Source organism: Allofrancisella guangzhouensis, assembly GCF_000815225.1.
In the GTDB taxonomy this organism is placed as follows: domain Bacteria; phylum Pseudomonadota; class Gammaproteobacteria; order Francisellales; family Francisellaceae; genus Francisella; species Francisella guangzhouensis.
Window position 1 is genome coordinate 132,556 of the sequence record NZ_CP010427.1, and the last position, 13,620, is coordinate 146,175.

Here is a 13,620-nt window from a genome sequence, read left to right on the forward strand (position 1 = left end):
AAACCTAATAAACTACATCTGGAACTCTCTTTCAACTATTTTAAAACTTTCAGAATACAATCTAGCCTTTACAAAATTTGCAAAAACTAGATCTCTCAGGTTGTAAAATTAGTGATAATGGAGTACGTATTCTCGTTGAAAATCTAGTAAATCTGAAGACACTAAACTTTTCTGGCTGTAATAACATTACTGACACAGGGTTACTCTATATTGCAGAGAGAAAAAAACAGCCTCTATTAGGTCATGCAAAATATTTAAGCCCAATCCAACTAAACTTTTCTGGCTGTAATAACATTACTGAAAAAGGAATATATTATCTCACTAAATGTAAAGGTCTTGTGACGTATCTAAATATTTCGAATTGTAAAGGCATAAAAAATATTGATAATTTATCAGAACTAGAATTGCTACAATCGCTGAATATTTCAAGTAATGAGATCCCCGATCTTACAAATGTATCGAACCTTATTAAAAATTTACCACATCTAAAATACTTAGATATTTCAAATTGTCAAAATATTAAGAAAAATGATTTAATAAATTATTTACAAAAACTAGGTTATGATTGCATAAAAAACCTACATATAAAGGAGTAGCTGTAGTAGCTCAAACTTGGAAAATTGGCTTACATAGTTTGTTGAAGTGAGCCTTACACTTCAACACAAAGGTTCCTCTACATTTAAATTACATATAAACTCTTATTGCTCGTTAGCAGCTATAGTTTTCATTGATAAAGCATGTAGCTCACCAGAAAGTATATATTCGTTAATTTTTGAATATACTAATTGTTGTCTTTTTACTTTGCTTTTAATATCATTAAATTCTTCGGTAACTATAATTGCTGCAAAATGCACATTGTCATCACTTTGGACATCGGCAGTACAATTTTTTAGGGAGTCCTCTAAAATTTCTTTTAGTTGTTCTTTTGTCATTTTTATCTCCATTTTCTAAACTTAAATGTACATCTAAACTTTATAGACATTTTTATACAATATATTATTTTAGCTAATGTACTGTTCTAAAATACTTCTCACTCCATGAACTTTAGCTAACGAAATAGCATCTATACCAAGGTTTTTAAGTTGTAATTTTATATCGTTATTTTTAGCATATTTTATATATTCGATTATAAACGCTAATCCAGCACTATCAATTTTGTTACAGTTCGAAAAATCAACAACCCATGATTCTTTCAAATTTCCTAAATCTTTAGCATATCTTTTAACTACGATAGGCACATTTACAATAGTTAAATCTGCACCAATAGTCCAAACATTATCAGTTATCTTTATCATTCTACATTCTGAAGTTTATAATTATCATCTAAAAGTTTAGGATAGTTTTTCTTTTTAATATTGGTAGTAACTCTTTCAGCTGCTTTGGTCATCTCTGGTACAGTTGCATAAGGAGCAAATTGCTCTTGGTATGCCTTTAGGATACTTACCCCAGCAACATCGAAATCATAAATATGCCACTTACCTTCTTTTTGGAACATTTTTACAGCAAAGTCAGAGCTTTGATTATTATCAATATTAGTTATTTTACCATTTACTACTACTATAGCCTTTTTTTGCCAACTATTATCGTCTTGATTGAAAGGAAATAATCTTATCTTATATTTCCCAGCGTATGCCACATTCTTAGCGTACATAAACGTTAGCATTTCAGTAGCAGAATGAATAAAATCTTTTTGCTCTTGAGCAGTAGCTTTTTTCCATTTCTCTGTACCAACAACAAGTTGAGCTACAACTTTAGGTGCAACTATAGGGATTATCTCTTTATCTACTAATCCCAGAAGTTTGTATGGGTCTTGTTTATATTCAGTAGCATTTTTGATTAGTTTATCTTGGGTTTTGACTATCGTATTGTTTAACATGTTTACAGGGTTTTCTATAGCAGCCCATACATTTGAAATTGTGGTAGCCAATAAAGCCATTAAAATTATAAATTTGCGTAACATAATTTAAGTTTTCTAACCTTTTCACTTAGTTGATAAATTCTAATATAAAAAATTAACTTTTTAAAGATAGTATTTTATAGGATCGTCGCAAGCTGAATTTAGACGAAGGGGCTTGTTTAAATTAGGTTTGTATAATTACGTAAGCCTACTCTTATCAAAAACTCCTGTTTCTTATTAAAAATAAGATATATCAAATTATACTTTCTACTTGTATATTTTGATATACATTACATCCCCTTAAAAAACTGAAACCTATAGTTATGAATTATGAGATAAACAGCTTAATTGAAACTCTTTCTTTTGCATCTTCTATTTGCAACAGCAATAGAAAAAAACTTCTCTTACAAAACTTGATTAATATTTGTAAGAATTACAAAAGTGTTATGAATATATCAGATATATTTACTGCCCTAGAATTGCTAATAATTATTTCGTCTATTAATCGTCATTTTACTTGGTATCGAGATAATAATACTCATATGCTAAATGCTCTCTCCCAAAGAATTAATACCAATAGTAGCTTTAAAAAGCTCTTAAAAATACCTGAAAACACAAATGTTTCTCCAGAGCTATTAAAAAGTTTATTTTTAAATATATGGGAAACTTTTAAAGATGGTAATATAAACTCAAACTTAGATCAAGTTTACCAAAAACTGCAGCAACATATAGAGACTTTAACTGAACATATAGATAAAAAACAACATGATAAAGAACTAGAAGTAGCTGGAACTATAGTAAATGCGATAAAAAAATATCTACAAAAACCATTAGAAGAAAGAATAAAAATAGAATTCAATAATTACATAGAACAAGTAGAAATATCTTCTACAGGAGTAGACCCATCTTGGGCCAATCATATAGGAGCAAAAAGGCTTGCCCAGTATCAAAAAACTTCTAGAAAAGAAGCTGAAAAATTAATAAATCAAGTAAGAAAAGGAGGCTTTAATCCAGGCCTACAAAGTTTACAAAAAACAAAACACTATCGTGCTGGTAACTGTGGAGACCAAGCAGTTGCTATGGCTCATATGTTAAACAGAAGAAAAAATAAAGGAGTAGCGCATCCAGTAGGTTTAATAAATGAAGATCATGCATTTGTTTTATATGACACAACTGGAATAAGCCTACAAGAAAATGGTGTTTTCAATTTTAGACCAGGAACAGTTTATGTGATAGACCCCTGGAAAGGAGCTGCGTTTTTATTTACAAAAGGAGATATCCAACCAATGAACCTAATTACTCAAACTGGCCAACTCAAAAAAATAATTTTTAATGTACCAAAAGGCAACTCTAACATAGATTTTGCATAGAAATATAGGCCCATGCTGTAGTATGTAATAGTTTTATCTCACCACCACAAGAGCTATACACATAATCTTAAAGCTTCACTTAACCTTGATGTCACCTTATTTTTACCAAGCAACTTCAAAGTAATGCCGATATCAGGAGACTGGCCAGAACCAGTCACAGCAACTCTTACAGGCATACCAACTTTACCCATACCACATTCACACTCTTCTGCTGTTAAGCTTATTACAGAATGCAATATAGACTCATCTTGCCATTCTTGGTCAGATAGTGCTTCAAATTTAGTCAAGGCAACTTTCAAAATATCACCTGTAATCGCTTTAAAGTGCTTTTTGACTGCATTTTCATCATAAGCTATATCTTGCGTATAGAAGTAACTAGACTTTTCAGCAAGTTCTTTAAGAGTATCAACTTTTTCTGCCATAACAGCTAATAAATCTCTTAAATCAGGGCCGTTAGAAATATTTAATCCTGCTTTGGTGAAGTGATATTCTACTTCAGCCTGAATATCCTCAAATCTTGATTCTTTGATGTAATGCTTATTTAACCATTTTAATTTCTCAAAATCAAAACGCGACGGTGAAGCACTAATGTGTTCAAGATTAAAACTGTCAATCATTTCATCGATTGAAAATATTTCTTGATCACCGTGAGACCAACCTAATCTTACAAGATAGTTAAGCATAGCTTGTGGTAAATAACCATCCTCACGATACTGCATAATATTTACAGCACCATGACGCTTGGAGAGCTTTGTTCCATCTGGACCTAATATCATCGGTACATGCGCAAACACTGGAACTTGAGCTTGTAAAGCTTGATAAATATTAATCTGCTTAGGAGTATTATTCACATGATCATCGCCACGTATAATATGAGTAATCTGCATATCCATATCATCAACAACTACACAAAAATTATATGTCGGTGAACCATCCGCCCTTTGAATTATCATATCATCAAGCTCTTGGTTAGCTATTGAAATTTTACCCTTTACGGCATCATTCCAACTTACTATACCTTGTTCTGGGTTTTTAAATCTTACAACAAAACTCTCACCATCTGTTGGAATATAGTTAGCATTTCTACATTTCCCATCGTAACCAGTTTTTAGATTATTTGCTTGCTGCTTCTCTCTTAACTTTTCCAACCTCTCTTTAGAACAATTACAATAATAAGCTTTATCTTGATTTATAAGCTCACCTATAACTTGATGGTATCGATCAAAGCGTCTTGTTTGATAATATATCTGATCATCATTTTTTAAACCCAACCAGCTCATACCATCTAAAATAGCATCTACTGCTTCTTGGGTAGATCTTTCTAAATCTGTATCCTCAATTCTTAATAAAAATTTACCGTTGTTTCTTTTAGCATATAGCCAGCTAAATAGTGCCGTTCTAACACCACCTACATGTAAGAAACCTGTTGGGCTTGGTGCAAATCTTGTGACTGTCATATTATCATTTAGTGTAAATAAAAGATTATTGCTAGATTAAACCAGTTTGATAAATGTTTCAAGGATAAAGATAGCAAGGACACCTCGCAGCACTGTCAAATACGTAAGTCATATTTATAATAATCCCGCTTCACGCTAAGACAAAACAAATTGTACCAAATATCCTTTAATACAGTTAGTGGATCACTATACAAATTTGTTATATCGTCATCTCTATGAGTAAATAATTTTGTATTTTTGACTGCATTATTTCTATTTATAGTTTGCAACTCTATTTCTTTAGCAAATCTTTCTACAAACTTGTGTGGCAACAAACCTAAAATATTAGTATCACTCTGTACCTTTATTATTACTTTTGCAAGATTGTCAGGCAATATCTCATTATTAACTCTTTTCCCTGCTATACCAAAAGATATTTTTCTATTTTTGACTGTATTTCTATATATAGATACGACTTCTCTTATAAACAGTTGGTTTATTTTAATGTTTTCTTCTTTATTAAAACAACCCCAAACTCGTATAATACCATCTTCAGATCCACTTACTATCTCTCCACCTGGCAATATCCCTAACGCTGTAATCATACTATCATGGCCCGTTGTTAGTTTGATATTTGTATTATTGATTAAATTCCAGATTTTTATACCACCATTTTTTGACCCAGCTACTATCCTGTCATCTGGTAGTCTCTTTAACGTTGTAATACCACCGCACTCAGGGTCTTCTAGTTTGATACAAGTTCTTTTGTCTACATCATAAATTCTTATAGTACTCCCCTCATATGATCCACTTGCTATTCTGCGACCTGGTAATACCTCTAATGCAAAAACTCTTTGTTGTTGTGCCACGATATAACTACTACGATTATCTAAATTACAAACTCGTATAGTGCCGTCCATCGATGCGCTTACTGTTTCTCTATCTGATAATACCCCTAATGCTATAATATCTTCGCTATGGATTGATAGCACGATAGGAGGACTTGTAGGATCGTTTAAATTCCACACTCGTATAGCACCATCTTCGGACCCACTTACTAATTTTCCACCCTGTATATAACCTAATGCTGTAATCCTTCCTTGACGACCCCCATCTCTTAGCTCAAAAAGGGGCTTTTTATAATCGTCTAAAGTCCAGACTAGTATATGCCCACGTTTAGTCCCACTTACTATTTTTCCATCTGGCAATGTAATTAATGCTGTAACATCTCCTACGTTTAAATAAAAATCTCCTAGTACTTTAAAAGAGATTTCAAGGTCATACAAATCCCAAACCTGTATGAACCAACCAAATTTCGATGCGCTTAATATTTTTCTATCTGGTAACACACTTAATGCTGTAGTAATACTTTGAGGCTTTATTTTTATTATAGTATAATTTTGGTAATTTATTGGCAATAACGGTAAAGGAGGTAGCCTTCTATATCTTAATTTATTTGTCCTTCTAAAAGCCTCATAACTTAAACTATCCAAATAGTCACATATCAAGCCTACTAATCCCCTTGATACAAACACTTCCTCTTTGTACGTTTTCTTTTTGTACACTCCTTCTTTGTTACTAATTTCAAAACCTACTTCTAACGTATTATTATTAAACATAAGCTGACTTTTGCTTAAACGACGAAAATACAAAGTATACAGTACTTGAAGTTCAGATTTTATATTCTCATGTAATGTGGCTAGATTAGCGCCATCTGGCTTATTGTTTGCTATATATTCTATCGCTTCTAGAAGCTTATCGAATTTATTATGAACTGTTATAGGGGAAGATGCACCTTCGTAATTTTCCTCTTTTAAAAGCAACGGTTGTATAGCTTTTTGGTTTATATCATTTAAATCATTTTTTATTAATATTGCTACAACTATTGATAAAGTTTTATACCAATAAACATCAAACTCATGATCTGTCATATTACTTCCTACATCTTATATTTATATACCGTATTATTTTAATAAATTATATAACTTTAAACTATATAAAATTCACTTTTTATATAAAAATATCATAGTTATAAATATATTATTTCAAAAATAGTGCTAAAAATATTCCAACACTTCGCCATAAACCTTAAGCTCATCGAGATCCATCAAACAAGTTCAGGCTCGCTTAGAAATTATATTTATAATTTTGTATGACATATTTTAACTATATTTAAGTTAGATATGAATTTTGATGATAATATATAAGGGTTTTTAGATATTTGATTTTTAATAGAATGTATTTTATGATTGATACGAATACTAAAAGTACAATCTAATGTTTATTTGATTTTCATTACCTAAAAAACTTACACCCGAAACTTTCTTCCAGTTATTTAATAAGCTTTCTAAATACAATACAAATGATAAGATATTAAGGCTAGTCTTTTGAATAATATAACCCTTTAGAAGAATTAAGAGCTTTTAGTCGCGCATCCGCCTCTCTTAACCTTTGGTGTGCAGCTTCTATATCAAGCTTTGATGCATCTGGGTTTTTTAGAGATTGCTCTGCTCTTGCTTTTGCCTTTTCAGCTTCTGCTTGATTTAAGTTTTCAGCTCTTTCCATTTCATCAACCATGATAGTAACTCTAGTAGGAGTAACCTCTATTAGCCCACCTGATACATATAACACTTCTGTATCATTGTCTTTTTTTATATTAACCACACCTGCTGGCATAGTTGATAACAACTCTGTATGTCCATATGCTATACCCATTTCACCAGCAGAACCACGTAAACTGACCATATCAGCTTCACCAGTAAAAACTGAACCTGAAGGGCTAACAACACTGACTTTTAGATAGTTCTTAGACATATTAAGTTTACCTTATAGAGTTTTTGCTTTTTCGATAGCTTCTTGGATAGATCCTACCATATAAAAAGCTTGTTCTGGCAAATGATCATATTCACCATTAACAATAGCTTTAAAACTAGCAACTGTATCTTTTAAAGACACAAACTTACCAGGGTTACCCGTAAACACTTCAGCCACATGGAAAGGTTGAGATAAAAATCTCTGGATCTTACGAGCTCTATCAACTGTTTTTTTATCTTCATCTGATAACTCATCCATACCCAAAATAGCTATGATATCTTTTAATTCTTTATATCTTTGCAGAGTTTTTTGTACCGCACGAGCTGTCTCATAGTGATCTTGACCAACTACTAATGGATCTAACTGTCTAGATGTAGAATCTAGAGGATCCACAGCTGGATAAATACCCAACTCAGCAATCTGGCGCGATAATACAATCGTCGCATCCAAATGTGAGAATGTAGTTGCCGGAGATGGGTCAGTTAAGTCATCAGCTGGTACATATACAGCCTGTACAGAGGTAATTGAGCCAGTCTTAGTTGAAGTAATCCTCTCCTGTAAAGCACCCATTTCAGCTGCTAGCGTTGGCTGATAACCAACTGCAGATGGCATACGACCTAAAAGAGCAGAAACCTCAGTACCTGCTAATGTATAACGATATATATTATCAATAAACATTAATACATCACGCTTCTCATCACGGAAACCTTCAGCAATAGTTAAACCTGTTAATGCAACTCTTAATCTATTTCCTGGTGGCTCATTCATCTGACCATATACCAAGGATACTTTATCAAGTACGTTAGAGTCTTTCATTTCATAATAAAAATCGTTACCTTCACGAGTTCTTTCACCAACACCAGCAAATACAGAGTAACCACTATGCTCTTTTGCAATGTTGTTGATAAGCTCCATCATAGTAACTGTTTTACCAACACCAGCACCACCGAATAAACCTACCTTACCACCTTTTGCAAAAGGACAAATAAGATCTACTACTTTAATACCTGTTTCCAAAATTTCTGTATTAAGAGCTAGCTCGTCATAAGCTGGAGGAGCCTGGTGAATAGATCTTTTCTCACTATGCTCAATTGGACCAGCCTCATCTATTGGTTCACCCAATACATTCATAATACGACCTAAAGTACCATGACCTACAGGGACTGATATAGGAGCATTTGTATTTACAACTTCCATACCACGTCTTAGCCCATCACTAGAACCCATTGCGATAGTACGGACTACTCCATCACCTATTTGCTGTTGCACTTCCAACACTAAATCTGTCTCTTGAACTCTCAGAGCATCATATACTTTTGGAGTGTTATCACGAGAAAACTCTACATCAATAACAGCTCCAATTACTTGAATAATTTTACCTGTACTCATTTATCTCTCCTAAACTGCTGCTGCACCTGAACAAATTTCTGCAAGCTCTTGGGTAATCATAGCCTGCCTTACTTTGTTATAATCTAATTTTAGTTGATCAATAATATCACTTGCATTATCTGTAGCATTTTTCATAGCTATCATACGCGCAGCTTGTTCACATGCTGCATTTTCCAGTATTGCGCCTCTAACTTGGGCTTCTATATATCTCATACACAGAGCATTTAAAACTTCTTCTATATCTCTTTCATAGATATAATCCCAATGCCCTTTTGATACACCTTTGTCATCAGCCTTTTGCTCTTCTGTGAGAACATCTTGTATTGGAAGCAATACCTGGTGTCTTGGCTTTTGCTTTATTGTGCTAACAAACTGATTACTAGATAAATACAACTTATCAATCTCACTACTTGTGAACTTATCAAGCATTACTTTAATAGCGCCAGAAATCATTCTAACGCTAGCTTCTAAATCTTTATCATTATAATGAGCAACAGCGACAACGTTAACTCCTTTTAACTTTCTAAAAAAGGTCTCTGCCTTAAAACCTACAACACATATATCCACCTCGATTCTATCATCAAGGTGCTTTTTAATATCCTTCAAAACATGCTTGAAAAGGTTAATATTTAGCCCGCCACAAAGACCTCTATCTGTAGAAGTAACTATATAGCCAACTCTTTTAATTTCTCTTTCAAACAAATAAGGATTAGGATAATCAATACTAGCTGCTACAACATTTTTAATAATTGTGTTAGCACAGTCTACATAAGGACGCACGTTATTCATCTTAACAATTGCTCCTCTCATTTTACTAGCTGCTACCAATTCCATAGCACCAGTGATTTTTTGAGTATTTTTTACACTCTGTACTTTGGAACGTATTTCTCTAGCATTAGACATAGTCTACTCCTACCAAGCTTGATTTGCTTTACAGTCTTCTACGATTGCTTTTAGCTTATCAGCAATCTCAGCATCATAGGCACCTGTTTTATTGATCATTTCTATCACAGCTGCGTACTTGTCTGTCGCTAAAGCATGCAATGCTGATTCAAACGGTATAACTTCTGAGACTTCTAAACTATCTAAATAACCATTGTCAGCAGCATATAAAGATAGTGCCATCAATGCTACAGATAGCGTTGAAAATTGTTTTTGTTTTAGAAGTTCAGTAACTCTTTGACCCCTGTTTAACTGCGCTCTTGTTGCCTCATCAAGGTCTGATGCAAACTGAGAGAAAGCTTCTAATTCACGATATTGCGCCAAAGCTAAACGGATACCACCACCAAGCTTTTTAATAATTTTAGTTTGAGCAGCTCCACCAACACGAGATACTGAGTTACCTGGGTTAATAGCAGGTCTCAAACCTGAGTTAAACAAGTCTGTCTCTAAGAATATCTGACCATCTGTAATAGAAATCACGTTTGTAGGTACAAAAGCAGAAATATCACCAGCTTGTGTTTCAATAATTGGTAGAGCTGTAAGTGAACCTGTTTTACCTTTAACTTCACCATTTGTGTGTCTTTCAACATATTCCTCATTCACTCTTGCAGCTCTTTCAAGAAGTCTTGAGTGAAGATAAAATACATCTCCAGGATATGCCTCACGTCCTGGAGGCCTTTTCAATAAAAGTGAAATTTGTCTATAAGCCCATGCTTGCTTAGTTAAATCATCATAAACGATCAAAGCATCTTCACCACGATCTCTAAAATACTCACCCATAGAACAACCAGAGTACGGTGCTATATATTGTAAAGCTGCAGAATCTGAGGCTGTAGCAGCGACTATAATAGTATGCTCCATAGCACCGTGCTCTTCTAATTGTCTTACAATATTAGCTATTGATGATGCTTTTTGACCTATTGCGACATAGATACATTTAACACCTGTACCTTTTTGGTTAATAATAGTATCAACAGCAATAGCTGTTTTTCCAATCTGTCTATCACCAATAATAAGTTCTCTTTGACCTCTTCCTACTGGAACCATTGAATCTATAGACTTAATACCAGTCTGTAATGCCTGGTCCACTGACTTTCTCCAAATAACTCCTGGAGCAATTTTTTCAATTGGTGAACTATGATCTGTAGCTACCTCACCCTTACCATCAATAGGGTTACCCAAGGCATCAACCACTCTACCAAGTAGAGCTTCACCAACAGGAACCTCTAGTATTCTACCTGTGCAGTATACTTTATCACCTTCTTTTAGATGCTCATACTCACCTAAAACTACTGCTCCCACTGAATCTGTATTTAAGTTAAGTGCTAAACCGTATACATCTGCTGGCATTTTAATCATTTCACCAGCAGTTACATCATTTAAACCATATATAGTTACGATACCGTCAGCAACACTAACTATAGTACCTTCTGACTTTAGTTCGATAGAATTATCAAACTTCTCTATTCTCTGTTTAATCAAACCACTAATTTCTGATGGACTTAGTTGCATAAGCTCACTTCCTATAATTTATGATAATAAAATACTTTTTAATTTTTCTAAACGTCCAGACACTGAGTTATCTATAACTGTATCCCCGACTCTAACAATTGCCCCACCGACTATAGCTGGATTTATTTCAACCTCAAGATTCATAGAGCAACCAAACTTTCTCTCTAAACTTGCTTTTAAGCTATCCAACAAGTCTTTATCAGCAGAATAAGCTAAAGTTACTTTGGCTACTTTGCTATTATTTTGAGTATTTGTAAACAACTCAAATTGATCTGAAATTAAGGGTAAAAGGGTTAGCTTTTTATTTTGAGCGAGCAAAGCTAAGAAATTATAAAACTTTTCGTTTAGTTGGTCTTTTAAAACCTCTATAATTTCAGGTTGAGAGAAAATAGGACTGGTAATAATGCTTTGTACTGAATTATCTTCTATTAACTTAGCAAAAGTTTTAAGTAACATAGACCACTCTTGCGACAAGCTGTTTTCGTTTGCAAACTCAAACACTGCTTTTGCATATGGTTTTGCAATTACGCTTAGATCTGCCATGTATTTACCCTATTATTTTTTATATCTTAGCAACAAAATCTTTTAAAAGATCGTTACTAGCCTTTTCATCTACCTTTGCAGATATAATTTTACTAGCTCCAGCTATAGCAAGACTCACTAACTCTTGCTTAAGCTCTTCCCTTGCCTTGATTTTCTCTTGATCGATTTCAGCCATAGCCATGCTTTTAACCTTTTCAGCTATGGCAATAGCCTCTTCTTTAGCCTGCTCATCAACTTTATGAGCTCTAACATAGGCATTTTCAACTATTTCCGTAGCTTTTGCTTTTGCTTCACGTAGGATTTCAGCAGACTGCCTTTTTGCAACCTCTAGCTCTCTAGAAGCTCTATCAGCAGAAGCTAAGCCATTAGCTATCTTTTCTCTACGCTCTTCTAAAGCTGTACGTAGCGGCGGCCATACAAACTTCATTGTAAAAACAACAAAGATTGCAAATGTTATCATCTGACCTATTAAAGTTACGTTAATATCCATCTACTTATCCTTTAGATAATTTATTTTGATTTATATTAAAGTATATTATGCGCCAACAGCTTTTTGAGCCGCATCAACTAAACCAGGTATAGCTAATGGATTTGCATAAAGTACCAAGAATCCTATGGCAATCGAGATAGCAGCAAATGCATCAACAAAAGCAGCAACGATAAACATACGACCTAAAAGCATACCGCCTAATTCTGGCTGACGCGCAACTCCTTCTAGATATTTACCACCAAGAACACCAAAACCAATAGCTGTTCCTAAAGCTGGTAAAGATATCAGTAACGCTACCGCTATAGCTGTTAATCCATTTAAGTTACCTAAAACCTGTAAAGACATATCCATTTTATTATTCTCCTATTTTTTATATTACTAAAGGTTAAGTTTAAACTAGTGAGCTTCCTGTGCCATATTTAAATAAACAACAGTCAACATCATAAATACAAATGCTTGTATCAATACTATCAATATATGGAATATCGCCCATATACTTCCTAACACAACTCCAGCTCCACCAGCCACCCAGCCTGAAGCATATAAAAGTGCTATAAGAATGAATATAAGCTCACCAGCAAATATATTACCAAATAGACGTAAAGATAAAGATACTGGCTTAACTATCTCATCGACAAGCCTAAAGAAAATATTTAAAGGAAACAACCAAATTCCAAAAGGAGCGCTTAAAATTTCTTTGATAAGCCCAAAACCTTTTGCTCTAATGTTATAAAAAATAACCAAAAAGAATACTGCTATAGACATAGCAAAAGTGACATTTGGATCAGCAGTAGGTACAACTCTAAAGTAAGCCTCATGACTATTAGTGAAAAACCCTATAATCCAGCCAAATAGATCAACAGGCAGAAGATCCATAAAATTCATTAATACAACCCACACAAATATAGTAAAAGCCAAAGGAGTTACAAAGTTCCTTTTATAGTGGTAGTTTTCAGCAACCAAACCATCCATCCACTCCCAGATAGCTTCTATTATATTTTGGAATTTTCCTGGTACATCTGCACTAGCACGCTTTGCTGCTAAAAACATTATAAATATAAATAGACTTCCCAGTATAATACTAACCAACAATGAATCAACATTAAGTTGCCAAAAAGAACCTTCACCTAAACTCACTTGCCAATGATGCAAGTGATGCTGAACATATCCAGTTGCAATTTGAGAGCTAGACTCAGTATTTGCCATTACTTTTCCACCAATTAAATA

Annotated in this window: 15 protein-coding genes; 2 read left to right on the top strand and 13 right to left on the bottom strand. The window is 33.7% G+C overall.

Annotated features, from left to right (window positions below; all coding sequences use genetic code 11):
- Nucleotides 1-77 precede the first annotated feature (77 nt).
- A complete protein-coding gene (locus SD28_RS00650) occupies nucleotides 78-596 on the top strand; it encodes a leucine-rich repeat domain-containing protein (RefSeq protein ID WP_039123092.1) in 519 nt (172 codons plus the stop codon).
- A gap of 102 nt (nucleotides 597-698) precedes the next feature.
- Here SD28_RS00650 and SD28_RS00655 read toward each other — a convergent pair whose 3' ends face one another.
- The 3 genes from SD28_RS00655 to SD28_RS00665 all read right to left on the bottom strand — a co-directional run bounded on the left by SD28_RS00655 (nucleotide 699) and on the right by SD28_RS00665 (nucleotide 1,960).
- A complete protein-coding gene (locus SD28_RS00655; RefSeq protein WP_039123094.1) occupies nucleotides 699-932 on the bottom strand; it encodes a BolA family protein in 234 nt (77 codons plus the stop codon).
- 69 nt (nucleotides 933-1,001) lie between these two features.
- Nucleotides 1,002-1,295 (bottom strand): STAS domain-containing protein, encoded by a 294-nt coding sequence (locus SD28_RS00660; protein WP_039123096.1) that lies wholly within the window; start codon nucleotides 1,293-1,295, stop codon nucleotides 1,002-1,004.
- Nucleotides 1,292-1,960, bottom strand: coding sequence for an MlaC/ttg2D family ABC transporter substrate-binding protein (locus SD28_RS00665; RefSeq protein ID WP_039123098.1), 669 nt, complete (start codon nucleotides 1,958-1,960; stop codon nucleotides 1,292-1,294). Before SD28_RS00665 ends, SD28_RS00660 begins: the two co-directional genes overlap by 4 nt.
- 383 nt (nucleotides 1,961-2,343) lie before the next feature.
- Here SD28_RS00665 and SD28_RS00670 point away from each other — a divergent pair, with 383 nt between their 5' ends.
- On the top strand, nucleotides 2,344-3,267 hold the full coding sequence (locus tag SD28_RS00670; RefSeq protein ID WP_039123099.1) for a hypothetical protein: 924 nt from the start codon (nucleotides 2,344-2,346) through the stop codon (nucleotides 3,265-3,267).
- 53 nt (nucleotides 3,268-3,320) lie between these two features.
- Here SD28_RS00670 and gltX read toward each other — a convergent pair whose 3' ends face one another.
- The 10 genes from gltX to atpB form a co-directional block, all read right to left on the bottom strand.
- Complete coding sequence (gene gltX / locus SD28_RS00675; RefSeq protein WP_039123103.1) at nucleotides 3,321-4,724, bottom strand: glutamate--tRNA ligase; 1,404 nt, start codon at nucleotides 4,722-4,724, stop codon at nucleotides 3,321-3,323.
- A 95-nt stretch (nucleotides 4,725-4,819) separates the two neighbouring features.
- A complete protein-coding gene (locus SD28_RS00680; RefSeq protein ID WP_039123105.1) occupies nucleotides 4,820-6,634 on the bottom strand; it encodes a WD40 repeat domain-containing protein in 1,815 nt (604 codons plus the stop codon).
- Nucleotides 6,635-7,082: 448 nt separating this feature from the next.
- Nucleotides 7,083-7,517: a F0F1 ATP synthase subunit epsilon gene (locus SD28_RS00685; protein ID WP_039123107.1), complete on the bottom strand. Its 435-nt coding sequence runs from the start codon at nucleotides 7,515-7,517 to the stop codon at nucleotides 7,083-7,085.
- Between the two features lie 12 nt (nucleotides 7,518-7,529).
- On the bottom strand, nucleotides 7,530-8,906 hold the full coding sequence (gene atpD, locus SD28_RS00690; protein WP_039123109.1) for a F0F1 ATP synthase subunit beta: 1,377 nt from the start codon (nucleotides 8,904-8,906) through the stop codon (nucleotides 7,530-7,532).
- A 9-nt stretch (nucleotides 8,907-8,915) separates the two neighbouring features.
- Nucleotides 8,916-9,809: a F0F1 ATP synthase subunit gamma gene (locus SD28_RS00695; protein ID WP_039123111.1), complete on the bottom strand. Its 894-nt coding sequence runs from the start codon at nucleotides 9,807-9,809 to the stop codon at nucleotides 8,916-8,918.
- Nucleotides 9,810-9,818: 9 nt separating this feature from the next.
- Nucleotides 9,819-11,360 (bottom strand): F0F1 ATP synthase subunit alpha, encoded by a 1,542-nt coding sequence (atpA, locus tag SD28_RS00700; protein ID WP_039123112.1) that lies wholly within the window; start codon nucleotides 11,358-11,360, stop codon nucleotides 9,819-9,821.
- Nucleotides 11,361-11,378: 18 nt separating this feature from the next.
- A complete protein-coding gene (locus tag SD28_RS00705) occupies nucleotides 11,379-11,903 on the bottom strand; it encodes a F0F1 ATP synthase subunit delta (protein ID WP_039123113.1) in 525 nt (174 codons plus the stop codon).
- Nucleotides 11,904-11,922: 19 nt separating this feature from the next.
- The gene (locus SD28_RS00710) at nucleotides 11,923-12,393 is read right to left on the bottom strand and encodes a F0F1 ATP synthase subunit B (protein ID WP_039123114.1); all 471 of its coding nucleotides are present in this window, start codon (nucleotides 12,391-12,393) and stop codon (nucleotides 11,923-11,925) included.
- A 45-nt stretch (nucleotides 12,394-12,438) separates the two neighbouring features.
- The gene (locus SD28_RS00715; protein ID WP_039123116.1) at nucleotides 12,439-12,744 is read right to left on the bottom strand and encodes a F0F1 ATP synthase subunit B; all 306 of its coding nucleotides are present in this window, start codon (nucleotides 12,742-12,744) and stop codon (nucleotides 12,439-12,441) included.
- Between the two features lie 45 nt (nucleotides 12,745-12,789).
- Entirely contained in the window at nucleotides 12,790-13,599 is an 810-nt protein-coding gene (gene atpB / locus SD28_RS00720) for a F0F1 ATP synthase subunit A (protein ID WP_039123118.1), read from the bottom strand.
- Nucleotides 13,600-13,620: the final 21 nt, after the last annotated feature.

Excerpts from the sequence above, each read along its gene's own strand:
- SD28_RS00665 (WP_039123098.1), bottom strand. The coding sequence starts at position 1,960 with ATGTTACGCAAATTTATAATTTTAATGGCTTTATTGGCTACCACAATT.
- SD28_RS00680 (WP_039123105.1), bottom strand. The coding sequence starts at position 6,634 with ATGACAGATCATGAGTTTGATGTTTATTGGTATAAAACTTTATCAATA.
- SD28_RS00685 (WP_039123107.1), bottom strand. The coding sequence starts at position 7,517 with ATGTCTAAGAACTATCTAAAAGTCAGTGTTGTTAGCCCTTCAGGTTCA.
- SD28_RS00660 (WP_039123096.1), bottom strand. The coding sequence starts at position 1,295 with ATGATAAAGATAACTGATAATGTTTGGACTATTGGTGCAGATTTAACT.
- SD28_RS00710 (WP_039123114.1), bottom strand. The coding sequence starts at position 12,393 with ATGGATATTAACGTAACTTTAATAGGTCAGATGATAACATTTGCAATC.
- SD28_RS00670 (WP_039123099.1), top strand. The coding sequence starts at position 2,344 with ATGAATATATCAGATATATTTACTGCCCTAGAATTGCTAATAATTATT.
- SD28_RS00715 (WP_039123116.1), bottom strand. The coding sequence starts at position 12,744 with ATGGATATGTCTTTACAGGTTTTAGGTAACTTAAATGGATTAACAGCT.
- atpA (WP_039123112.1), bottom strand. The coding sequence starts at position 11,360 with ATGCAACTAAGTCCATCAGAAATTAGTGGTTTGATTAAACAGAGAATA.
- SD28_RS00705 (WP_039123113.1), bottom strand. The coding sequence starts at position 11,903 with ATGGCAGATCTAAGCGTAATTGCAAAACCATATGCAAAAGCAGTGTTT.
- atpB (WP_039123118.1), bottom strand. The coding sequence starts at position 13,599 with ATGGCAAATACTGAGTCTAGCTCTCAAATTGCAACTGGATATGTTCAG.
- SD28_RS00695 (WP_039123111.1), bottom strand. The coding sequence starts at position 9,809 with ATGTCTAATGCTAGAGAAATACGTTCCAAAGTACAGAGTGTAAAAAAT.
- gltX (WP_039123103.1), bottom strand. The coding sequence starts at position 4,724 with ATGACAGTCACAAGATTTGCACCAAGCCCAACAGGTTTCTTACATGTA.
- atpD (WP_039123109.1), bottom strand. The coding sequence starts at position 8,906 with ATGAGTACAGGTAAAATTATTCAAGTAATTGGAGCTGTTATTGATGTA.
- SD28_RS00655 (WP_039123094.1), bottom strand. The coding sequence starts at position 932 with ATGACAAAAGAACAACTAAAAGAAATTTTAGAGGACTCCCTAAAAAAT.